Raw genomic sequence first — 24,343 nt, 5'->3', positions numbered from 1 at the left:
GGTAACTATATTAGTAATATAAAAGGCTCTGGTACCCCAGAGCCTTTTATCGCTAGCTTATTTATTATCTCAACAATTGCAGGACGCCCTGCGGTTGTTGATTTGCTTGAGCCAACATAGCTTGAGCAGCTTGAGAAAGAATGTTGTTTTTCGTGAAATCCATCATTTCTTTCGCCATATCAACGTCACGAATACGGGACTCAGCGGAAGTCAGGTTTTCGGAAGCTGTTTGTAAGTTATTAATTGTGTGCTCCAAACGGTTTTGTACAGCACCCATTTTGGAACGTTGGGATGATACATTTTTAATTGCGCTATCTAATGACGTAAGGGCAGAGGATGCTGTAGCAGCTGATGAAATATCAACATTAGATAAACCAAGGGCTGCCGTACGCATATCTCCAATCCCAAAGCTAATTGTTTGGCCACGGTTTGCGCCAATTTGGAATGAAACACCACCGTTACCAGCAGCTTCTGTTTGTGCTTGAGATAGACCAAGATCAGAAACAGTAGTATTTCCATCAGTATCATTGAACGTTACTGGTCCATTTTGTCCAACAACATTCAGACGGCCATCTTTAGAAGAATTAACTTTGATATCTTCGATGAAACCTTCTTGACCTTTAGTTTTATGAGAAACAGTAGTGTTATAGTTATCAACAGCAACTTTAATGGCAGCCTCAAGATTTGCTGCAAGACTAGCCATCGACGTTGTACCACCAGTAGCAGCAGCAACAGAAATTTGAAGTGTAATACCATTTAATTTCATTTCGAATTTAGATCCCGCAGCGATGCTTTGGCCATTGTAAACACTTGTTCCAACTGTACCTTTGTTCCCAGCAGCTCTACCGGATAATGCAGTTACAACACCAGTACCTGAACCAGTAGCAATACCTACTTGTGAATCTACACCTTTAGTTCCACTTTGAAGTACAAGTTTACCAGCGGAATCTACATATCCAGTGATATGAGCAGTATTTTTACCAGATGCATCAATTGCTTCATTGATTTTGTTAACAATCAAATCTTTGGCCTTATTTTGGGAAGTTGTATCTGTGGAACTAATTCCAGTAAGAATTGCTTTCTCATCTGTAGTCAGGTTCTGCCAGTTAACTTCAATTTCACTTCCGTCAACAGTTAAAGTCTCTTTAACATAATTCGATGTACCAACTTGTGTACCCATTGCAACGGATGCCGCAAGTTTACCTTCAGTCAATTTAGCAATTACTGAACCATTTGTAGTGTCTTGGGCTACGTTGGCACCACCAACGGATTTAAGAGCACCATTCAGTAATTTTTGAGTATTGAACTCAGTTGTGTTACCAATACGGTCGATTTCGTCTTTAAGTTGTTTAACCTCTTCTTGAAGAGCTGCACGGTCGTCAGCTGTGTTCGTTCCGTTTGCGGATTGGTCAGCCAATTCGCGCATACGTTGAAGGATGGAGTGAGTTTCGTTCAATGCACCCTCAGCTGTTTGAATCAAGGAGATACCGTCTTGAGCATTTTTAGCAGCCATATCCAAACCGCGGATTTGAGCTCTCATTTTCTCGGAGATTGCTAGACCTGCTGCATCGTCGCCAGCGCGGTTGATGCGAAGACCGGAAGACAATTTCTCAAGGGATTTGCTTGCTGCTGCTGTGTTACCAGTCAATTGACGGTGAGTGTTCGCTGCTGCGATATTGTGATTAATTCTCATTATTTTCTTCCTCCTGAAGGTTCGTTTGATCCACGTCCATGTGGATTTATTTGTAGGTTTGCAAGCGGGTCGGCCGCCCAGCTTACTATCCCATTGATATATATATCGTCGGAGCTTTCCAGAAAGTTTATAGCTAAAGTAAAAAAAATGTCGACTCGTGGTCGACATTTCTTTCACTTCGATTTATTAATCAGCTTGCTTAGGTTCATAGGACTAATTGAACTAGCCGTAGCTTCCTTATTCGATTCCTGAATATGCTGATAAATTTCTTTTCGAAACACTTCCACTTGTTTCGGGGCCTTTATTCCGACACGAATCGTGTCTCCCTCACTTCCGAGAATAACGATTTCAATCTGATCGCCGATCATGATGGACTCGCCTTTTTTCCTTGCCAAGACTAGCATGCTCCTCACCCCTCCACTTGCGCTGCTTCACCCAACACAATCTCATGTTTAATGTTATATTCAGAGTCATGTAGAATAATTTGTTTAGCTAGTTTTTCTTTCACATTCCAAATAATCGGTGCCAAAAGATTCATCGTACATTTAGTGAAGTCGCTATTTACTGTTACAACTGACCATACTAGTATATCTTCGGGCTTCTCAATTTTTAACTCTTCCTGTAAGTTGTCCGGCAGAAGAATATCATACTCCTTAAAAAATAAAAAAGGATCAACTACAAGGAAGGAAAGATCACCATTCTGAACAGATTGAATATATGAAAATGGAGCACTATCTTCAGGTTGAACCAAAATAAATTGTGTTAAACCCTCAAATCCTGGAACACCTTGTGCAAACGTGAAGACTTCGGACTCTTGAACGGCTAACTCGCCAAAAAATAACGTCGAAATGTGCATATCTCAAGCTCCTTCGATCCATTTTAAAATAAAAAAAGCCATAGAAATCATCTATAGCCTGATTATAACGCATTAGGTTTTGAAATCAATTTGTGGTGGTGTAATTTCCACCTTGGGGTATTGTCTCATGTAAATATCAAGCTTCCCGCGATTGTAGTCAATCTCAGGTTTATTAACTTGCGCATTTACGTTAACTTTTCCATCCGTAACGTTAATTTCCGCTTTATGTGCAGTGTAGGTAATATCGACATTATCATAGCTTGCTTCGCCGTAATAGTCGAACTGTGAACGGCTAATACTTAATTCTTTCGCAATTTCAGCTATGGCATTCCCACCTAAGTGAATTGCAGCCATACGATTCCCATCTTCAACTCTACGTGCAATTCCTTGCATGGCAATTTCATGGCTTTGCGAATAAATACGACTTAGAGCCGTAAGAATTGGACCTTGACCTAGCGCATCCCAGGCACGACTCTGATCTATTTCGAGTTCGCCCCGAGGCTGACGGATGTCTTGTTTTGGCCTATCCACTTGCATCTCATAAGTAGGTCGAGGCTGGCGGATATCTTGCTGCCCAAGATCTGCGTCGATCCCGATAAGAGCGGGCTGCTGGCTTATTTGTATTTGAGGAATACTAGGCATCACAACAGCCTCCTAAGCGAGAATATTAACGCAGAAAATCAACTAATGTAGGCACAATAACCTTAGACCCAGCAGACAGTGAGGCTTGGTACACGTTTTCTTCCATTTTCAAGTTTGTGATAACAAGCGACATATCTGCATCTTCGGTTTTGGACTGTAGACTTTGTAGGTTAATGCCGATATCATCGAGTCTGTTTTCAGCAAGTTGAACCCGGTTCGTCTTAGCTCCAATATCTGCTCTAGCACCCAACACTCCGCTCATTCGTGTATCCATAAGTTCAATGGATTTTTGAATGCCCGCAGTGTTACCGGAAGCAAGTGAAGTAGATAAATCCTTTAAAATCTGGAAAGCATTATCCTGCATGCCTGAAGTACCAAATATTTGTTCAGCCGTTTTATTCATTGCGATTTGAACGCCTGCACCAATTTCAAATTTAATTTCACCGTTATCGGTTACAGCATTGGCTGCGTTATCCGGATCAGGGAAGGGAGCCTTGTCTGTAATTTGTCCATTAAAAACGAACTTCCCGTTGAATTGGCTGTTCCCAATATTGGTTAACTGACCATACAATTGATCAATTTCGGTTTTCATAGCACTTAACGAGTCCTCTGAGTTGGTCCCATTAGCGGCTGATACAGCTAGCTCACGGGCCCTTTGTAAAACGCTGCCCGTCTGATCTAACATAGTATCTGTATAATCCAGGAAAGACACCGTAGCATCTACATTTCTCTGATACTGATCATTGGTATCAAGTTCACTGCGATAACGCATTGAGAAACTAATTCCAACCGGATCATCTGATGGTTTATTGATTTTGCGGCCTGTTGAAAGTTGATCCTGCAACTTGTCCATCCTAGTTAGATTCGAATTTAAATTACGTAGCAACTGTGTATTAAGCATGCCTTGCGTAACGCGTAATGCCATTGTAATTTCACCCCATATCCATTGTATCTAGCTTTTTATCTGCCTACAGTTCCCATTGAGTTAATTACTTTGTCCAACATTTCGTCGAAAGTGGTTAGTGAACGGGCAGCCGCATTATATGCATGTTGGTATTTAATCATGTCCGCCATTTCTTCATCCAGTGAAACACCACTGACTGATTGACGTCTAGCATCTACTTGATCTACTAGTATTTTCTGATTGGATACCTGGCGCTGTGCCTCTTGCGTTTGAACTCCGATTTCTGACACTACCGCGCGAAGGAATTCGTCGAATGTGCCACCATTAAGGATAATTTTAGTGACACCTGAGCCATCAAAGTTGTACTTCGTATTCTTAATATTAGCGAGTTTCAAAGCTAGCTCATTGTTACCTTTTACCACTCGTTCCACACCGTTAGCATCTGTATATGTCTTGCCTGAAGCGGCAATTCGCTCCACATTATCCGTAATATTCGAGCTTACTTGCACTGTTTCTGCAGCTGTATTAAAGTCTGTAATCGGTACAAAGAAGTCCCCTCCTTTGGTTGGAGGATCCTGTAGCGTATACCCTTGCTTATGCATATCATTAACGGCAGTTACGATGGTCGAAACCATTGAGTTCAATTGATTTTTATACTCCGTTACATAACGTTGATCCGATAACATCAAGCCATACAGCTCGCCGCTGTTCAAATCAGCCGGATATGCTCCGCTAGCTAAGTCACTCGTAAACTCCGTTGCTTCGTTCGCAACCACAAGATCCTGGTTCCCCATTTTGACATGGTAGCCGCCTGACTCCTCTTGCACGCTAACATTGATTACTTTGGATAACTCGTCAACAAGCAAATCCCGTTGGTCACGAAGGTCGTTAGCATTGTTACCGAGGCCTTCAACACGGAAAATTTCATTATTGAGTCCGGCAATTTGTTTCAAAGTCGTGTCTACTTGTGTCACTTTTACGGTCATATTATCTTTCAAATCAGAACCTAAGTCTTTCAGCTGTTTTGCTGCATGGTTAAAAGCATCTGTTACAGCCAAAGCACTTTCCTTAACGACGGCCCTTGTTTCAAGATTATCCGGTTGCTTGCTAAGCTCCTGCCAGGAGTTCCAAAAATTATCGAGAACCTGACGAAGACCGGTATCCGAAGGCTCATTAATGATTGCTTCCAACTTTTCTAATGTATCTTGACGAACCGTCCATTCACCTAAGCTTTTGTTCTCATTAGCATATTGCTTGTCTAGAAAAGCTTCGCGGATCCGCTCCACCTCAGTAAACATAACACCTTGTCCCATTTGACCTGGGATAGTTGATCGTTGCAAACTTAGAGCCTCAATAGGTTCTGCCGCAACCATTTTGACCACCTGGCGCGAAAAGCCAGGGGTGTTAGCATTGGCTACGTTATGTCCCGCCGTTGTCAATGCGGCTTGTTGTGTAAGGATCCCCCGCTTGGATATTTCAATTCCACCAAAAGTCGATCTCATGGTTTTCCCTCTCCTATGCCCTTTTTGGGATTATTCTGGTCTGTTTAATAATTAGCCTCTTCTATCGAACATGCCTAATCGGTTTGCACTCTTAACTTGGTTCGGATTCCTGTAAACCAGATCATCTTCAGGGGGACCAATAACTAAGTCAAGCGAATAATTGACGAATGATAAAGATTGCTCGATTAGCTGTTGATTAATGATATTGTTTTGCTTCAATACTTCTATTGTAGCAAGCAGCTTCTGTTGTACTTCCATAAGCGCCTGTTTCTCTTCAGCCTTAAAAATAACTTTGATTAAATCTCCGACCGTAATCTTGGGGTTAGGATTATATCCTCTCGAAATTAAGTAAGAGCCGATGATTTGAATCCGTTGCTGATTCGCTTCTGCAATCGCTCTCACCCATTTATTTTCACGATTAACAATCATATTCAGTTGATCGATATCATTGCTAACAAGAATCGGCGTCTTCGCCTTGGCGAGTTCAAGCAGCGCCTCGTGTGCTTCCTGAAGCTTCTCCATCGTTTCCAACAGTGTCTGTATGGACATGATCGTCACCTGTTTCTATCTATGATGTGTTTCCTTATTTCAAATAAGGAAGGATTTTTTCTGCAATTTTGCCTGCATCCACGTGGTAAGTTCCTGCTGCAACAGATGATTTAAGTTGTTCGATGCGAATTTTTTGTTCTTCCGTTCGAGCCGTTTCCGAAGCCCCTAAAAGCTCTTTCGCTTCAGCTGAAATCTCAACTTGATCCTTCAGCTTACCTTTCTTGCTGGCAGCTTGAGTAAATGCCGCATCTCCAGCTTTTTTATAAGGATTAATGGCTCCGACTCGTTGATTGTCATTAATTTTCATACTATAACACTCCCATATCTCTGACCTAGAAAAACAAAATGCCGATAATCTTTAGAACTATTATCGGCATCCCCAATATGAAACTTTATATCTCTACAGTCCTAATTCTAAATTAATGGCGGTCACGTAGTCGTTCTTGAATCTTAAAGCTCATCTTGCTTTCCCTGTCTGCCTGCTCTGCTTTTCTCCGCTCATCCTCAGCGTTATTCTTAACATCTTTCACTAACTTGCTACGACAAGATTCACAAATCGTATTCTCACGAATCATAGTCCCACACACTTCACAAGGGTAAGCCATATTCGGCGCATGTACGATGGAAATCCGACCCTCACGAATAAACTTCGTAATTTGCTTAATAGATACGTCCGTCGCTTCGCTTAAATCATTTATAGTAGTGCCTTTGTTCGCACGCAAATACTTTAGACATTTATCATACTGCTGCTCCAAATCTTTCAAGCAATTCGGGCACACCTCAGCAAAACCCTTAACAAAAATCTTCCCACAGCGTGGACAATTAGCAACGTTCATGCCCATTATATGGCCCCCTTCTATTGTTCCCTATACCTAAATATTTAATTCCAGTTTACCGCAATCCGACAGCGTTTGCATATCTCTATTTTTCGAGAGCCCGGCTGTAGCCCTATCGCGCCCATGTAATACCGAACACTTTTGCTGGAAGGTATTCGCCTAAAACCCTTGCACACTGATTCATAGTACTCCCTGTGGTGTATACATCATCTACGATGTATACGACGTACGAAGCTGCCTGGCAACTTATCAGCTGTTTAAGCAGCAACTCGTTGATCTCAAAAACATGTACTAGATCGTCCAGACGCTCACTCCTATTCTTGAAACTTTGTTTATCTGTATGTTTCGAACGTTTAAGCAGTGGGACGACAGGGAGCCCGACTTTTCTCCCTAATTCAACAGCCATTTGTTCGGCTTGATTAAATCCGCGCTCCACTAATCTGCGTTCACTGACAGGTACAAACGTGATAAGTTTCTTAACTGAAGCTGGGTTCATACAACACTCTCTCATTTCCTCTTGCAATAAGTGATACGCATGAACAAGCATTTGGCCAACTACAGCCTTTAGTCGCTCATCTCCTCGATATTTATAACGAGCTAATAATTCTTTCATCATTTCATCGTATCTCACAGCACTGCGGCTTTTTGAAAAATAAGCGTGTCCCCTTCTTTGACAGTCATAACATACCTCTCCTCGTCCGCATATCGTACAAAATGCCTCTCGAATCCACGGTATCCTCAAATAACACGAACGACAAAGTCCCAACTGCTTAACGCGATCAGAACTAACTTGTTTGCACAGCAAGCACTCTTCCTTTAACGGACTGAGCAGTGAAAAGAAATTTCCTCTCATTGCGCCTAGCCAATTTTTCCAATCACTCATTCACTTCCCCCTTTCAAAATAACCCCGTTTACGCGCTATGCGATTCATTTTTTCGATTTGTCGGATAGCCTCCTTTTGAGATCTTGTGATTTCTTTGGCTGCAAAATAAACCTTTCCAGCCGGGTCGTCCTTTGATCTACCCGCACGCCCCGCCATCTGAACAAGAGCTGCTTCATCAAATAATTTAGAATCAGCATCTAGGATAAAAACATCCGATTTAGGAACAGTGACTCCCCGTTCCAAAATCGTCGTTGTCACCAAGACTCGTATGTCCCTGTTACGAAAACGTTGAACCCTCTCAGTTCGGTTAGAGTCTTTTGACGAGGTCCCCTCAATGCACAACATATTACCCCCTTGAAACTTTAACCTTAGTAGTTCCACCGTGGGCTCCACCAAGCAAATGTTGGGAACAAAAACAAACAACTGTGCACCTCGCTTCACTGATGCTACCAACTTAGCAAATAACGAATTAGGCAGAGCTCGAGTATTTATAGATTTATTTATGGCTGGGGTGGCTATGAGCTCCGGCACTGGCAGGGGATTTTTATGAAAACGCACAGGTACCCGCACATGTGGTAAATGGCCTCGTTCAGCCGCTTGCCTAACGCTTTTCGGTGGTGTAGCCGACAGCAATATATTTACACCACTTCGTTTACAAACTTTAGCTGCAGCATAAGCAAGCATTGGATTGTTATGGTATGGGAATGCATCAATTTCATCAATAATGACAAGATCAAATGCCTCATCAAAACGCATGAGTTGATGTGTCGTGGCAATTGTAATTTGCCCTTGCTCCCACCGCTGCTCGCAACCACCATAAAGCGTAACGACACTATAGTCTGAGAAAGCTCGCGATATTCTTGGTTGAAGCTCTAATACAACGTCTTTTCGTGGAGTTGCAATCAACACTCGCCCTCCGTTGGCCACTGTTATGTGAACGAAAGGGAATATCATTTCCGTCTTTCCTGCACCCGTAACGGCCCAGATTAAAAACTTTCGAGGCTCTTTGTCCAGCAGTCCGCGTTTATCCTTTCCCTTCTCTTCCGTAATAAATTGCAGCCCCTCCAGAGACGCTCTAGTCTGAGCATCACTAAGTCCCCATGGCTTGATGTAGTTTTCCAGATTCTCAAATGACTGTCTCGCGTCTTCCATCATTAACCTTCCATTCTCAGATGTCCCTCCCGATATAAGCAACGAGCAAAACCTTACCTGCCCCATAGTTAAGCACGCCTCACAGTAAGGACAGTCTTGTCCACAGAAATGGCAGGCTGACCAATACAAGCTCTCCTCACCACTTCCGCACCGTTTACAGGAGTAAATCGTCCTTTTTTGGTAACCTCGGCGCCATTCCCTGTACTCCTTTATATGCAGCCCATTCTCTAATTTTATATCTCCGTTAAGATGAGCTAGCTGAAGATAACTCATCCACGCTTCCCCTGCACCTAGTTCTAGATTTGTTGCTTTTAAAAGCTGCTCAAATTCCTCTTCAAGCAATGTCCTACCGCTGCAAGCTAATACAACCTTTATATAAATTCCATAATCTAAAATCATTCTAGGGAACAAACCTTGTTCTCTAAATGTTACTTTCTTCATTGCAATTTTGTCGCAATTTAGCAAACCGCAATCTTTTGCCGCCTGGCGGAACTGCCTCAGTATACTCTCATCGTTCTGAACCGCTTGTTTTAAATTTGCAGATTTTAGTTTTCTAAGCAGCCGCACACCTTGCCCAAACGAAATAAAAGGTTCGAACAGTACGAGGCCGGCGTCGGCTGCGTATTGCTCGAACCAATATTGAATGTCTGTCATAGGGTGAATGGACAATTGCCAATTCCACTCTTTATTTAAACAAAGGGCGTAGAGTTGAACCTTCATTGCTCACCTTACTCTCTTTTTAAGTACCATCTGTAAGCGATTACTACCATCCCACAGGGATTTTCACAAGATCTTCTCTGTTGCTAAGATGAACAACAATAACAGGTTCCCCTTCATGCTGACTCCTAAATTGATCAACTGCGTCAAAATCCATTTGATATCGCAAATCAAGCAAATGGGTATGGGATAGTCGCTCAATAATTTGCCTGGTGTCGTCAGAAGACCCTTCATCGTAGATCGTTGCCGTAACTTCGTAGCCTTTTAATCCAGAGAAAAAAAATAAAGAGCGAATATACCATTCAATTTGATTTTGGTTATTTTTGGTGACAAGCAGAACTTTTGCTGGCTTCTTCTTTCTACCCTTGCGGGCTCCGAACAATAGATGAAGCACTGCGATGCTGATTCCGTAGCAACCCAAGATCCAAAGTAACCCAATCCACATAGCGGATCCCTCCCTTAATTGCAGTGTATGCCACAAAAAGTAGAGGGGTTCCAACAACGGGAGTCTTACAGGGTTACCCAACCATTCTTAATCGCGATGATAACCGCTTGTGTACGGTCATCAACCTCCATTTTTTGGAGAATGGAGCTGACGTGGTTCTTCACCGTTTTTTCGCTGATGTAGAGGAACTCTCCGATCAGTTTATTGCTTTTGCCTTCTGCCATTAAACGAAGAACTTCCGCTTCCCGTTTGGTAAGTGGACTGTTGGTATTATGTATGTATTTAAGCGCAGAATCCTTAGCGCCCTGTCCTGATCCAACCACACCTACGTCATCTAAATACGTCATGCGTCTTAGTTGGTTGATTAGCTTTCCTGTAACTTTGGGGTGAATGTACGCGTGACCAGCCACCACAGAACGAATCGCATTTATAAGCGACTCCGCTTCCATATCCTTAAGCAAATAACCCGAAGCTCCCTTGCGAAGGGTCTCAAACACATAGCTCTCATCATCATGTAGCGAAAGAATGATAACCTTAATATCAGGGAAAATAAGCTTTAAGCGCTCAGTCGCGACTACACCATTCTCAAGTGGCATGTTGATGTCCATGAGAACAATATCTGGCGTGATTTGATTACACAGCTCGATAACCTGGATCCCATCGCCACACTCTCCAATGACTTCCATATCATCTTCCATATTGATAATCCGTTTAACACCTTCGCGAAACAGCTGGTGATCGTCCGCAATAACAATTCGCACATTGCGTTTATGACTCGCCGTGTTGTCCATTTTGATTTTCCTCCTTGTTCTCTGCACCGCCGCCAATAGGGATTAGCATTGTAATTTTGGTTCCGGAATCTTTGGCGGAATCAATGATCATTGTGCCTTCCAGAAGCTCAACACGCTCACGCATGCCTAACAAACCAAAATTATTTCCCTTAGCTATTTTCTGCTCTGTTTGCGGCACATCGAAGCCGACCCCATTATCTACTACGTAGATTTGTACTTGATCAGGTTCCAGTGTTAGCTCAACAGATAAGAAAGTTGCTTTCGCATGTTTTATTACATTAGATAGAGCTTCTTGCACCAGTCGGAAAATCGCAATTTCAAGTCCTGATGGAATCCGAGTCTGCTTGCCTACGAGATTGAATTGCGTACGAATTCGATATTTCTCTTCGCAATCTTGAACATATTTACGCAGAGTCGGTACGATACCTAGATCGTCGAGCGCCATCGGGCGGAGGTTGAAGATGATCTTGCGAACTTCTTCAAGTCCCCCTCTGACTTGTCCCTTCAAATCCACTAGTTCTTCCTTAACCGCGGGGATATCTTCTTTAATAAGCATGCGCTGAGCAATTTCTGTTCGTAACACAACATTTGCCAAGGTCTGAGCCATACCATCATGAATTTCACGCGCAATACGCTTTCGCTCTTCCTCTTGCGCCAGAATAATCTTTAAACCAAGCAGTTGCCTGTTTTTAGCCGATTCTAATATGCGAGTGACCTGATTGAGATCTCCGGATAAGTATTCTAAAACTACATTCATCTGAGAGACGATCGTTTCAGCCCGTTCCACCTGCTTGTCCACATTCTTAGTTCGCACTTGCAGGTCATTGCGTCTGGTCTTCAGATTATTTTCTTTTTCTCTAGCAATAGTAAGTTGTAATTGAAAGGCAATAGCCGCTTCATAAGCAACCTTAATATCTTCCTCACGGTACTTATTAAAGTCACGACTGACTTCCGTGAGTCGAATGCGGGAGCGCTTGTAGTCCTTCTCTAACTTGTCGACTAAATCTATCGTGATGCTTGTTTCATGCTTAATTTCTTCAAGTTCACGAGTAAGCGATTCTTTCTCCAAGCGAGAAGCTTCAGCGATCTCGAACATCTGATACTTGCTGCTCTCCATGACGTTAATTGCGTTTTTTATGACACGATCTATAGCGTCTGGTTGCAAATGAAACATGCTCCTTTTTAATAACAATATTAGAAATTAGTCTACCCCATATTGTAACATAGTTCTTACAATTTGAAGTGAACTTCTAGCACTATTTATTCAATAGTTATCCCATAATTTTGGGGATCCCAGCCTACTTTAAAACCTAATTTCTCAGAAATTACACGAAGTGGGACCATTGTTACATTATTCATAATTTTTGGCGCTACTTCCGCTGTGACACGATCCCCATTTGCCAGTAGATCTGCATTATCAATCCACAAATCGATTAGCTTATCCCCGCGAATAACGGTAACCTTCCGTTCTTTCTCATCCCATTTCACATTACCGCCGAGAGCTTCTGTAACAAATCGAATTGGAATAAGTGTATTATCATTTACAATCGTCGGTGCTTGCTCTAACGTCATTGCTTTTGAGTTTACTGTTACTTGCTTCTTGTTCACTGTAAGTTTTACTGAATTTTTCGGCAAAGCCGGCAGCTGTCCTTTATAAATAAACGAGATATCATCTATACTAATTTTCCCTTTCGAAGCTCTTTCATCCTGTCCATTGGCCGGATTAGCTACATAAACGCTCTTAAGCTTAATGGGGAATTTAAGATCGGAGACATCAGCTGTTAGCTTGCGCCAGCCCGTCCAGTTCGTATTTTCTGTGAAGCTGACATAGTTCAATTTGCCATCAGCATCAACAATTTCAGCACGCACCCAGTTAAAGCTTCCATCTCCGAGGACCTTAGCTGTAATGAACTCAGGTTCACCTGCAATTTGCACACCGTTCGTACCATCAAATCGGGCATATGCGGCTTTTGTACCTGTACCTTTTGTAAAATCGTAAGTAATCGCTAAATTCTTATTTCCATTCGCTTGTTCAATATTTACAGAAGAAACAACCTCAGCTGGATATTTATCACCAGTAGTTATAACCGCAGAATTATCAAGATCGTACCATACCTTTTCTTGTCCCACAGGAAGAGTAACCATGGTGCTATAGCCATCATACCTTGCGATAACCTGAGCAGCTTGAGAACCTGAAGCACTATCTACATGTAAAATACCATCTTTCAAGCTCCCTTTTACTCCGCTAAGTTCCCATGTTGCTGATGCCGCGGGCAGTTCTCTTGTTGCACCGCTTTTGGTTGTCACCATGATAGGCAACTTAAAATCCCCACCCTCGGTCAATGAAAAAGCGCCTGAATTGAATTCCATGGAAGTAATTTGGTCCCGGCCGATAACCTCAACATCCATGGATGCGGAACCTTTCCCTGACTTCGCAGTAATCTGCGTTTTGCCTGGTACTGTAGGTGTAAATACATTATCCTTAAAGCCACCATTTGCTGTCGAACTACTCCATTGTGGAACGATACCATCCACTGAAATCGGGTTAAAATAATCGTCATATGCCTTGAATTGATAAGTGCTGGATTCATTCATGAATAAAATATTTTGACCTTTTAAAATAAGGCCTTTCAACTCACCTTTAGGCGCCGTTGAATATACACCTAAACCATTTGCAACGGAACGTTGGTTGCCATTCTCCGTTTTATTCACCAATTTCGGGTCAAAATCACCTAGAGGTCTGGAAACCATCTGTGTGGAACCACCACCATCAAGAACTAAGCCTTTCCAAACTCCAGCACTAATCATAAACTGCTGAAGCTCTGGCAGTGTCATACCCGCGCTACCTGCACTGCGATCGGAGGTAATAATGTATGCCGTTTTCATATCTTTGGAATAACCTAATGCAGTTCGTGATCGCGGACTGTAACCGCTGAAATCATTAATGTTTCGCGTGAAATAACTCGGCTTCGCATCGTCAACTAACAGCGTGCTTCCCCCGATAAGCATTTTGAAGTTTTTCCAATCATATGTTTTGGAAGCATCATGCGGAACCATATCATATTTGGTAGTGATTTTATCTCCGACTTTGAGGTGATTTACGATAAACTCCCTAGCTAAGCCTGAACCTCTAAGTATGTAGCCGTCCGCGGGAGCAATCATTTTAATATTCGTATCTACCGCAATTTCCTTGACGATATCATTTTGAATAAGGGCCTCAGTAGGAACATGCGTACCATCTACTGCTCTTTGTGTCATTGCCCAGGCACTTGTATATAAGAAAAGTCCATCAGCAATCATCGCGACATTGTTATCATCCCAATAATACGTTTTATTCACACCGCCAAGTTCAAAAGATGTTCCATCTTTCGCTGTTACCTTGCCCTCAAAGTCAAGGATATCAATAATCGGCTGATTGTTCTTTGTGATTGCAAAAGAATATAATCCCGATATTTTGGCCGGCGTCGCCATTACCGTTCCATTTGTAATTTGAGCGCCCTCCGGGACACCTTCAGCCTGCGTATTGAAGAAATCTCCATTCACACCTGCAACTGCGCCGCTATCCTTTACCATGCCCAAAACACTTTGGTTTTTCGTAAACTGCGTATTCGTCCCTGCCATTGCGTCTATCTTTACGTTCGGATTCGTCAAGTCGACCTCGATCACATTGGCGTTTACCGAAACATCCTTATTGCTTCTAGTTGTTGTCCACACATAATTCTTCATGATTGCGCCTGATGTAATTGTTTCCTGTGAACTAAGCGTCAACGTTGAACCTGCCGCACTTACCGTAGTTCCAGCTGCCAATTGCCACACCAATGCGCAAGCCAGCGCACCAATCCATACTTGCTTCTGTACCGTCATGTTGCTTTTCCACACTCCTCTTTCAGTCTAAGTCTATTATCTATCATTTTCACGATACTTATATAGACTCTTAAACTATGGAAAAAGTTACGATAGGATTACAGTTGTATTTATACACCAAAGAAACACAAAAAAGAGAGCCATCCCTTATGGGGTCTGCTCTCTGCCTGAGATACAAAACCTGTAAAATTTACAGAATACGTTTTATTTTAGCTTCATGCTCAATAGACCGAGCTGACAAAAGTTCAATAATGGAATGCTGCTGTTCTTGGATGAGTTCAATCCGTTTTACAGTTGCATTGGTTTCTAAGACAGCTTGTTTAACTTGGGATTGTTCTGTTTCAAGCTTATCTAAGCGATTGTCGATGCCATTAAGACGAGTATCAATACCATCTAAGCGTTTATCGAGACCATCTAGGCGGTTGTCGATACCAGCCAAACGATTTTCAATCCCATCCATACGCTTATCCATCAAATCTATCTTATGATACATCGGCAAAAATTCAGCCTTCAGCAGTGCTGATAAAGCTTCTTTCAACTCATTATCCATTTTCATCACTCCCCGATCCATCTATAATAGATGCTTATAATCGTAATTACATTATAACATACGAAGTTCTCGTGATGAAAAGTCATTAAGTATATGTATATATTACCATTTTTTATATCGTGAGTCAAACATATGTTCTATTTTACTGAAAATAAAAAACCATCCATAATAGGATGGCTTATCTAACTATATTAAACTAATGCTTGAGCTTTCAAAAGCTCAGCTTTGTCTGTACGCTCCCAAGGAACATCCAGGTCATTACGGCCAAAGTGACCATATGCAGCCGTTTGACGGTAAATTGGACGTCGCAGGTCAAGCTCTTTAATGATACCAGCTGGGCGAAGGTCAAAATTGTTGTGGATCAGCTCAACTAATTTCTCTTCGCTTACTTTTGCCGTACCAAATGTATCTACAGCAATAGATACAGGACGTGCTACACCGATTGCGTAGGCCAATTGAACTTCACATTTTTCAGCAAGTCCAGCAGCTACGATGTTTTTCGCAACATAACGTGCTGCGTATGCACCGGAACGGTCAACTTTCGTTGGATCCTTACCAGAGAAAGCACCGCCGCCGTGACGTGCGTAACCGCCATACGTATCAACGATGATTTTACGACCAGTCAAACCAGCATCCCCTTGAGGTCCACCGATTACGAAACGGCCTGTTGGGTTGATGAAATAGTTTGTGTTTTCGTCCAACAAGTGCGCTGGTACGACAGGTTTAATAACATGCTCTTTGATATCCGCTTGGATTTGCTCCAACGTTATTTCTTCGCTGTGCTGTGTCGATACAACAATTGCATCCACACGAACAGGCTTGTCGTTCTCGTATTCAACAGTTACTTGTGTTTTACCGTCTGGACGAAGGTAAGGCAAAGTACCGTTCTTACGCACTTCTGTCAAACGACGAGCTAATTGGTGGGAAAGAGAGATCGGAAGCGGCATAAGCTCAGGTGTCTCATTAACTGCGAAACCAAACATCAAACCTTGGTCGCCCGCACCAATCGCTTCGATTTCCTCATCAGACATTTTACCTTCTCTTGCTTCAAGAGCTTTATTAACACCTTGTGCAATATCAGGGGATTGTTCATTCAAAGAAACAAGAACTGCGGAAGTTTGGTAGTCAAAACCGTACTTCGCACGTGTGTACCCGATTTCTTTGATCGTTTGTCTTGCGATTGCTTGAATATCAACATATTCAGAGCTTGAAGTAATCTCACCGATTACCAAAACCAAACCAGTTGCTACAGATACCTCACATGCTACACGAGCGTTCGGATCATTAGCAAGAAACGCATCCAATACCGAGTCAGAAATTTGGTCACAAATTTTATCCGGATGACCTTCTGTTACGGATTCGGATGTAAATAAACGACGTCCACGTACTTGCGCCATATCATTCATCCTCCTAATATCATTTAGTATGTTTGAAAAGCTTCTACTCGATGCCTCTATATGAAAAAAAGTGGGCCCGGCTTTAGCGGCAGCTTTTCACGCCAAACGGAATCCCTCTTTTGCGCTCTGCGCTGACAAGAACTTTGAATTCCGCACTGCTAAAATTTGAATCAAGCTATTAATAAATAAAGACAACAAAAAAATGAACCTTTCCCGATTGGAAAAGGTTAAATTAAACATTGACCTTCAATAAATTATCTTACTTTATTTGTCGTCTAGTGTCAATGAATGTAGTCGTGAATAAATTATGAATAAATTCTAAATTTAGAGCGAAAACAAAGCTTCTTCAGCGCGTTGGATCAGCCTTTTGGTTATCGTCCCTCCAACAGCACCGGTATCTCTTGAAGAGATGTGTCCCCAATAGTCCTCTTTCACTGAGGAAGAGGGGATTGAACCCAACTCCGTCGCAAACTCGGTATCCGAATTCATCGACACTTGCTTACCCACTGGTAATCCCAACTCAGCAGCAATCTCATATTTGAGTGCATCTAGCGCCTTTTTTGATTGAGGAACCAACTTGTTGTTACTTCTAGCCATAATAAACGCCTCCTTAGAGTTTTTATTATTAGAACCATGCTCCGTAAACAGTTGACCCAAGTGGGGACACCTTTATTATGGCTAGATTTCCGATCTCAAACCTCATAAGAAGTTGTCATTAAGGGTAAAATTGTGGAGAAGAAACTATTTCGCAGCCGTGCTTCCATCAGCATTCAACAACAAATAGCTTCCACGTACCATGACATAAACTTCCGCTGTATTTTTCGGGGATGTTTTTATACCGCGACCTTCAGTTGGAAAAATCAAAAGATGATTCAGCGCAGGTTCAGTCCCCGCTGGAAGATCCTTGCCTCCCGTTACATCCGGGATGCCATTATCATCGTTGCTCACGGTGAGAACTCTACCGCTTCGCACGATAAACTCAGCGCCAGCACCGGCGTACAGCGTTTGTCCATTTGCCAATTGGACAACCTTCATCGTCGATGGCGCTGGTGTAGTGCCCGTGCCTCCGTTGCTCCCACTGCCAGGCTGGCTTCCACCAGCACTAGCAGCGATCACTGAGGCCATTAATTCCTTCACCTTGGCTTCGCTTAAAGTGTTCTGATCAAAATAGCTCTTTGTGATCACCGGGTCGGTGGACGAGCCTGGGGTTGGTGCTTCAGCTTGAGAAACTGAAAGGGATGTGGATAATAGTAAAATTGTACCGCCTGATGCCAAGATCATTTTTTTCATATTCATTCGCTATTAACTCTCCTGTCTTAATAATCTGTAAAATTAAAGGATATCTTACTTCTTTTGTTGAATTATTAACGGTTAAATAATTTAGCAAACGGAGTGATTCTATGAAAAAATTGCTAACAGTTACTATGATTTTATTCTTTATCACTAGTACCGTCAACGCTTCCTCAATCCGAGGAGATTTCGAAGGTAATCCCATCGTAAGCGTGAAAACGAACGGGAGTGATCTTAAGGTAGAAGATGTGCCAGCTATCAATTATAACGGAAGAACGATGGTGCCGATTTATATGTTAAGGCAGTTAGGTGCCGATGTCGCTTGGGATGATTCTTCGTATAGTGTCAATGTCAGTTTGCCGAATAAAAATGACACATCGAGTAATAACGATTTATCCCTTCTTTCAGATTGCTACAATTGGTTAAGTGATACAGACTATGCTTTTAGGATATATGCCGAAAATCTCAATTATTATTTAGAAGTAGCTTCGCCATCAAGCTATTCTCAACTTATTGATCTCGAGTTCCAAACCCTAACTAGCCAATTTACTGAGTCACTTGATTTCGCAAACCGCATAAAAAAGAGCATTAAATCAGATAATAAAATAGATGATATTATATTTAGCCAATCAAAAACGATGGAACAAATCACTAAATCAAAAAATTTATTACAAGCGTGGATGGCCGATAACAGCAATTCAAATTTGTCTGCTTTTAAACAAAGCATGTTGGCTACCTTACAATTGACACAAAAAAATATTACTACAACTAAAAGTATTCATCATGAATTCATCTTACAAACTCATGCAATTAATAAAGAATGACTTTCTAACAATAAAAAAAAGAAGACCTATAAAGGCCTTCTTTTTTATTTACTATTAATTAGCTGGGCGTTTGATTTCAGTTGTAACTTGTTTACCGTTAGGTGCAGAAACAGTCAAGTCAAAACCTTTTACGTTAGAACCTACAGTAGCGATACCAGTTGCATAGTCAAAAGTTACTTGATCAGCAGCGCCACCAGTTTTATCTCCATAGTAACTAAGGTGCTGTGCAACATAAACTAAACCAAATGTTTTAGCATAAAGTTGCAAGTTCCCACCAGCTTTTCCATCAAATGTAAGACCGTAGTTATCTACAACCTTACCATCGATAGCATCATAAACATTGAATGTACTTCCAGCAGCCATCGTGAAGTTACTGTTAGCAGCAGTGAAAGTTTCAACTGTAATAGTATCGTTCTTCACAGTTACTGGCAATGTAATGTTCTTGTAGTCACCTTTAAGTGTCATATAAGTCACGTTAATTGTTGCAGTACCTGTTTTGTTACCAAGAACGTATGCTTTTTTGCCAGTTGCGTCATATCCAACAACAGCAACGTTAGTATCTGATGATGTTGCACCAGTAATAACACCTGGAAGACCTACAGCATCGCCAGCATTGTTAGTAGCAGAAACTTTAATTTCTTTACCGAAACGGCTGCGAGTACCTGAAGCAGTATCAAATGCATATGTTGCACTTGTTACACCGCTATTTTTAGCTACGCCACTATCAAGAACGTTAGCCAAGTTACCCAAGCTGTTAACTGAGTATGTCAGGTCAGCAGAAGTAATTACAGTGATGTCTTTTTCAACTTTAGCTACCTCAGTATTACTACTACCATCATGCTTCACGATTCTTGCAAAGAATTTGTATCCTGTATCAGTAGTTCCTACAGGAGTGTAGAATCTGAATCCATCATTGAAAGTTTCGAAAGATGTCTCTTTAACTCTACCACTATATACTTGGTATACAGAACCAGTTTTTCCAGGATCATCATCTGTAGTTACGCCTACTGTACTAACAGAAGCTCCATTAGTAAAGGCAGGTGATACAGATGTAGATTTGCTAGCCGCTGCATCAACAAGCTCAACAGTGTAAGAAATACCTCCACTTGCCAAAGCGTTACCATTTCCATCATTGTTCCAAACCTTTTTCATTACTTTACCATATTGGTCAAGAACTTGATATTGGAAGAAGGATTTCCCGCCTGCAACAAGGTTAGCTGCTGGAGCTGTTACTTCTTTCAAGCGATCTGGTTTACGAACATCTTGGATTGTATAAGTTTTAGTTGCTGTGCTTTGTGCATTAGGTGATACAATGATAGCTGTTACAGTAACAGCACCTTTGCTGTTTGTAGCAATTCCATCAAGTTTAACAGTACCTCTGTGCTCGCCGGATTGAAGGATTTTAGGAGTAGTAGCCCCAGTACCAGTAACACCTGACACGTTAACAGTGATTCTAGCTACGTTATCATCACTTGTCAGATCATCCAAGCTAAGTTTGTTACCAGATGCATCATAAGCTACGATTGGCACATATGCATCGTCATCACCCGCTGCAATAACATCATTCAAATCACCAATTTCGACTTTTGTAGCTACTTTTTGGGATTGAACTGTAAGTTTACCTGTTGCAATAGCAGCTTGGTTCAGAACAGTGAAATTGAAGTCACCAGACTTATCAATTTCTTTGTTCAAGGAAATTTTCAATTGTGCAATGTTATTTCCGTTATCTTCAATTGCATAGCTATAATCAGTGTTATCTGCACCGAAGTAGTCGCTAAAGATCAAAGAAGTTTTTGGTTTCGCGAAATTAGCTTCGTTTGAATCATACGGCATAAGGCTTCCATATTGATCGTAGATGTTCAAATCAAATTTAACGTTTTCGCCTTTACCAGCCAATGCAGTTTTACCATTGGAGTAACGAGCAGAACCTAGCTCTAATTTACTGAAAATTGGAGTAGTACCAATTTTGTAGTTTTTAGTAGCAGAAATATGGCTGCTGTCGTTGGAGATCAAAGTAATGGATGTGATAGAAACGTTAGGAGTTGGAACAGCTCCACCAGCACCCGTAGTTGTTGTATCGATTGTAACTAGAAGGTTACCATCATTATCTTTGGAGATCTTTTTCAATACTGCACCAGTAACATAACCATTGTAGTTACCAGCGGAGAAAGAAGCATTTTCACCGTATTGGTTTGTAGCTTTAGCTTTAATAATTACGCTGCTTGCTTGAGCAACTGTGTCATTAGCACTTACGAAGTCAACTTTTGTAAGAACTTCATTTTGTCCAGTGAATTTACCAGTTGCTGTACCAAGATTAGCTTCGTCAATACCCGAAAGAGTTGCAGTATATTCGCCAGCTTTAATTGTTGTATCAGTCAAAGTCAATACAGCAGATTTCTTGTCATCAGCAAATTTAGTAGTTGTTACAACGTCAGCAGTACCTTGTTTCAAGGAAACTTTTGCTTTGTCAGTATCAACTGGTTTATTGAAGCTAACTGTTACTTGTTGTACGCCTGTTGCTTTAGCCTCTGTAACTGCAACTTTACCTGGAGCTACGTATTGAGCTTTCGCTTCGTATGCACCAGTAAGAAGTAGGTCACGAGTTGCGTTGGATTGGCCACCGAATTTACCAGCATCGCCAGTAGGAAGAAGTTTCAATTCAAGAGCAAGTGCTACATAGCCTTGTGCCCAGTCGGAAACTGTTGTATCAGTACCTGTTTTACCTTTAGCATCAGCATCTTTACCCAGTACGCGAACCAAGAAAGTAGCCAATTGCTCTTTTGTTACTTTACCAGCTGGGTTGTATTGACCTTCAGCATAGCCGTCAGTAATACCAGCAGTTTTCAAAGCTTCGATGTAAGGAAGAGCGTAGCCGTTAGCAGCGTCGTCAGCTTTAACATCGGAGAAGCTGGAAGTTTTAAGATCTTTGTTTACTTCGATACCAGTGATCAAAGCTGCAACTTTTGCGAATTGAGCACGGTTCATTTCGTCTTTAAGACCAAATGTAGTGTCGCTCACTCCGTCGAAAATACCTGCAGAGATCATTGCATCAAATTTTGCTTTTGTAGCTGCGTCAAGATCTTTAAGATCTGTGAAATCAGCAGAGGATTTTGCTGCGAATGCTAGGGATGAAAACATGGATAATGCCATTGCTGTAGAAAGAACTACGGATAAACTTTTCTTCATAACCTTTTTTTCTCCTCCTTGAATATCTTTGGTTTTATTTTTTAGGTTAAAGCTATCAATATTTGAGCTCAATTTACTCATAGTTTGGTTCACCCCCTTTCCAGAGTTAGAGCATAATATAACTAAGTTCGCGTGCAGCTCTAGTAGCTGCATTGGAAACTAGTAAACTTAAAGTAGGAAGAAAGACACCCACACCAATTTACATTATACATTGGTCGAATAGCGTCGTAAAGAGTTATTTTATGAGATCAGTATGGCTTATTATAAACTGGTTAACTCTTTATTGTTTCCTTGCTTTCAGAGTATTAAACGCACTAAAATCTAAAAAGTTGCGGTTTAAAAAAAGTTTTTATTCATTTTTTAAAATTAATTTTACTGATTAAACGATTTTCTAGGGGATTCTATAGCAATTCAGCATGAACAACGAATTTTTAATAAATGCAGCTGTCTTATTTTATACATTTGAATGTTAATGAGTTTTTTTATCTTCAGAGGAAATAATAAAAAAAGAAAAGACTGCCTATGAAATCCAGCAGTCTTTTCTTTAATTGTTTAAGTCAATTAACGAACATTAATCGCAGTTGTTACTTGTTTGCCGTTTGGCGCTGTCACTGTCAGATCGAATTTCTTCACGTTCGCTCCGAAGCTCACAGTGCCATCTGCATTGATCGTCACTGCATTGTCAGCCGCTGTTGGCGTGCCTGTCATAGCGCCAAGAACAATGTGGTTCGCAATAAACGTCAGTCCGTATACGCCATTGTATTTTTGTACAACGCCGTTCGCGCCGCCATCATACTTAATGCCGTAGTTATCGCGAACTTCCAAGTCCATGCCGCCGTACATGTTGAATGCACCTGCTGTTACTTCTGTTGCTGTCACATCATAGCTGCTGTTGCCAGCTGTCAAGGACTCTACGGAGATCGCATCGCCTTTAACCGTTACGCTTAATGTCGCTTGTTTGTACTCATTTTTCGTTGTCAGGTACGTAACGCTAATCGTCGCTGTGCCTGTTTTGTTACCCAGTACATACGCTTTTTTGTTTGCTGCATCATAACCTACAACAGCTACCGTGGAATCCGAAGATGTGGCACTTGTAATAATACCTGGCAATGCCACCGACTCACCGGCATTATTCGTTGCCGTAATCTTGATCTCTTTCGCAAATTGGCTGTGTCCTGTACCGTTGAACGCATCATCCGCATTTGGATCTGCTGCTACAGTGCTCGCTGCAATGCCGCTATCCAGCACGTTCGCAATATTGCCGAGTTCACCTACGGAGTACGTCAAATCTTGCGCACTTGTGATTACATCGATGTTTTTATCGATTTTAGCGATTTCTGTTGCTGTTGTACCTTCATGTTTTACGATGCGAGCATAGAATTTGTACGATGCTGCTGGATTTGTTGTTGGCGCTACAAAGCGGAATCCGTCGTTAAATTTCTCGAAATCAGCTTGTGTACCATTTTCTTTCACTTCATTGCCGTTACCGTCTACCACGCGGCCGCTGTACACTTGGTACACGTTGCCTGGTACATCATCATCTGTCGTTACACCCGCTGTACTATTGGAAACATTCGTAGCAAACGCTGGGCTGACGGATGTTGTTGTCCCGCTTGTCGCATCAACAAGCTCTACCGTGTAGCCATATTTCCCGGAACCATTGGCAACCGCGTTCCCATTGCCATCGCTATCCCATGCTTTATCCATCACTTTGCCATATTGGTCAAGCACTTGGTATTGGAAGGACGCATGTGCCCCTGGAAGAATGGAAGCCGCTGGTGCTTCAACTTCTTTCAAACGATCCGGTACACGAACATCGCTGATCGTATACGTTTTTGTCGCTGTGCTTTGGGCATTTGGCGATACGATGATCGCGGTTACTGTTACCGCACCTTTGCTGTTCATCGCAATGTTGTGCAGGTTAATGGTTCCTCTGTGTTCACCCGACTGGAGGATCTTCGGTGTTGTTGTACCTAGAACTCCAGAAACATTCACTTGAATGCGCTCTACGTTATCATCACTTGTCAGATCATCCATGCTCAATTGATTGCCGGACGCATCATAAGCTACGACTGGGACATACACATCCTCATCGCCCGCTGCAATGACATCACTCAAATCGCCGATTTCAACTTTTGTTGCGATTTTTTGGGATTGAACACTCACTTTACCCGTAGCGATCGCTGCTTGGTTTAACACCGTAAAGTTAAAGTCTCCGGCTTTATCAATATCTTTATTCAAGGATAATTTCAACTCGGCTAC

21 protein-coding genes and 1 pseudogene are annotated in these 24,343 nt (G+C 41.8%); 1 reads left to right on the top strand and 21 read right to left on the bottom strand.

The features are described 5' to 3' along the window. Positions 1-64: 64 nt before the first annotated feature. The 19 genes from AC3WTJ_RS34375 to AC3WTJ_RS34285 all read right to left on the bottom strand — a co-directional run bounded on the left by AC3WTJ_RS34375 (position 65) and on the right by AC3WTJ_RS34285 (position 18,077). Positions 65-1,693 carry a flagellin N-terminal helical domain-containing protein gene (locus tag AC3WTJ_RS34375; RefSeq protein ID WP_492525927.1) on the bottom strand — a complete coding sequence of 543 codons (1,629 nt, stop codon included), beginning with the start codon at positions 1,691-1,693 and terminating at the stop codon, positions 65-67. A 173-nt stretch (positions 1,694-1,866) separates the two neighbouring features. Further along, positions 1,867-2,097 carry a carbon storage regulator CsrA gene (gene csrA, locus AC3WTJ_RS34370; RefSeq protein WP_407870131.1) on the bottom strand — a complete coding sequence of 77 codons (231 nt, stop codon included), beginning with the start codon at positions 2,095-2,097 and terminating at the stop codon, positions 1,867-1,869. 5 nt (positions 2,098-2,102) lie between these two features. Next, complete coding sequence (fliW, locus tag AC3WTJ_RS34365) at positions 2,103-2,549, bottom strand: flagellar assembly protein FliW (protein ID WP_492525924.1); 447 nt, start codon at positions 2,547-2,549, stop codon at positions 2,103-2,105. Positions 2,550-2,621: 72 nt separating this feature from the next. Next, a complete protein-coding gene (locus AC3WTJ_RS34360; RefSeq protein WP_492525922.1) occupies positions 2,622-3,191 on the bottom strand; it encodes a DUF6470 family protein in 570 nt (189 codons plus the stop codon). A 25-nt stretch (positions 3,192-3,216) separates the two neighbouring features. Continuing rightward, positions 3,217-4,116: a flagellar hook-associated protein FlgL gene (gene flgL / locus AC3WTJ_RS34355; RefSeq protein WP_492525920.1), complete on the bottom strand. Its 900-nt coding sequence runs from the start codon at positions 4,114-4,116 to the stop codon at positions 3,217-3,219. 35 nt (positions 4,117-4,151) lie between these two features. Further along, complete coding sequence (gene flgK / locus AC3WTJ_RS34350; protein WP_492525918.1) at positions 4,152-5,597, bottom strand: flagellar hook-associated protein FlgK; 1,446 nt, start codon at positions 5,595-5,597, stop codon at positions 4,152-4,154. Positions 5,598-5,648: 51 nt separating this feature from the next. After that, complete coding sequence (locus AC3WTJ_RS34345) at positions 5,649-6,146, bottom strand: flagellar protein FlgN (protein ID WP_492525916.1); 498 nt, start codon at positions 6,144-6,146, stop codon at positions 5,649-5,651. Positions 6,147-6,180: 34 nt separating this feature from the next. Continuing rightward, positions 6,181-6,453: a flagellar biosynthesis anti-sigma factor FlgM gene (gene flgM, locus AC3WTJ_RS34340; RefSeq protein ID WP_407870125.1), complete on the bottom strand. Its 273-nt coding sequence runs from the start codon at positions 6,451-6,453 to the stop codon at positions 6,181-6,183. Positions 6,454-6,565: 112 nt separating this feature from the next. After that, a complete protein-coding gene (locus tag AC3WTJ_RS34335) occupies positions 6,566-6,988 on the bottom strand; it encodes a TIGR03826 family flagellar region protein (RefSeq protein ID WP_492525914.1) in 423 nt (140 codons plus the stop codon). A 106-nt stretch (positions 6,989-7,094) separates the two neighbouring features. Continuing rightward, a complete protein-coding gene (locus tag AC3WTJ_RS34330; RefSeq protein ID WP_492525912.1) occupies positions 7,095-7,865 on the bottom strand; it encodes a ComFC family protein in 771 nt (256 codons plus the stop codon). Then, positions 7,866-9,737, bottom strand: a complete 1,872-nt coding sequence (locus tag AC3WTJ_RS34325; RefSeq protein WP_492525910.1) for an ATP-dependent helicase ComFA — start codon at positions 9,735-9,737, stop codon at positions 7,866-7,868. Positions 9,738-9,780: 43 nt separating this feature from the next. Beyond that, positions 9,781-10,179, bottom strand: a complete 399-nt coding sequence (locus AC3WTJ_RS34320; RefSeq protein ID WP_492525908.1) for a hypothetical protein — start codon at positions 10,177-10,179, stop codon at positions 9,781-9,783. 65 nt (positions 10,180-10,244) lie between these two features. Beyond that, a complete protein-coding gene (locus tag AC3WTJ_RS34315; RefSeq protein ID WP_127453353.1) occupies positions 10,245-10,970 on the bottom strand; it encodes a response regulator in 726 nt (241 codons plus the stop codon). Continuing rightward, positions 10,948-12,135, bottom strand: coding sequence for a sensor histidine kinase (locus AC3WTJ_RS34310; RefSeq protein WP_397370667.1), 1,188 nt, complete (start codon positions 12,133-12,135; stop codon positions 10,948-10,950). The genes AC3WTJ_RS34315 and AC3WTJ_RS34310 overlap by 23 nt, the downstream gene beginning before the upstream one ends. Positions 12,136-12,230: 95 nt before the next feature. After that, on the bottom strand, positions 12,231-14,834 hold the full coding sequence (locus tag AC3WTJ_RS34305; RefSeq protein WP_492525905.1) for a stalk domain-containing protein: 2,604 nt from the start codon (positions 14,832-14,834) through the stop codon (positions 12,231-12,233). 190 nt (positions 14,835-15,024) lie between these two features. Continuing rightward, entirely contained in the window at positions 15,025-15,384 is a 360-nt protein-coding gene (locus tag AC3WTJ_RS34300; protein WP_492525903.1) for a hypothetical protein, read from the bottom strand. Between the two features lie 191 nt (positions 15,385-15,575). Then, entirely contained in the window at positions 15,576-16,781 is a 1,206-nt protein-coding gene (gene metK / locus AC3WTJ_RS34295; RefSeq protein ID WP_492525901.1) for a methionine adenosyltransferase, read from the bottom strand. Positions 16,782-17,105: 324 nt separating this feature from the next. Beyond that, on the bottom strand, positions 17,106-17,378 hold the full coding sequence (locus AC3WTJ_RS34290; protein WP_492525899.1) for an alpha/beta-type small acid-soluble spore protein: 273 nt from the start codon (positions 17,376-17,378) through the stop codon (positions 17,106-17,108). A 144-nt stretch (positions 17,379-17,522) separates the two neighbouring features. Then, positions 17,523-18,077: a hypothetical protein gene (locus tag AC3WTJ_RS34285; RefSeq protein WP_492525897.1), complete on the bottom strand. Its 555-nt coding sequence runs from the start codon at positions 18,075-18,077 to the stop codon at positions 17,523-17,525. Between the two features lie 104 nt (positions 18,078-18,181). On the opposite strand from AC3WTJ_RS34285, the gene AC3WTJ_RS34280 reads away from it, so the two are divergent. Continuing rightward, complete coding sequence (locus AC3WTJ_RS34280) at positions 18,182-18,895, top strand: stalk domain-containing protein (protein ID WP_492525895.1); 714 nt, start codon at positions 18,182-18,184, stop codon at positions 18,893-18,895. Between the two features lie 54 nt (positions 18,896-18,949). On the opposite strand, the gene AC3WTJ_RS34275 is transcribed toward AC3WTJ_RS34280, so the two are convergent. Beyond that, positions 18,950-22,162 (bottom strand): S-layer homology domain-containing protein, encoded by a 3,213-nt coding sequence (locus AC3WTJ_RS34275; protein WP_492525893.1) that lies wholly within the window; start codon positions 22,160-22,162, stop codon positions 18,950-18,952. 480 nt (positions 22,163-22,642) lie between these two features. Next, positions 22,643-24,343: pseudogene (locus AC3WTJ_RS34270) on the bottom strand (hypothetical protein); the annotation flags it as partial.

It is taken from the genome of Paenibacillus sp. FW101-FHT12H11 (genome assembly GCF_058790355.1).
Note: the sequence above shows the minus strand (reverse complement) of the source record. Positions and strands in the feature narration are given on the sequence as shown.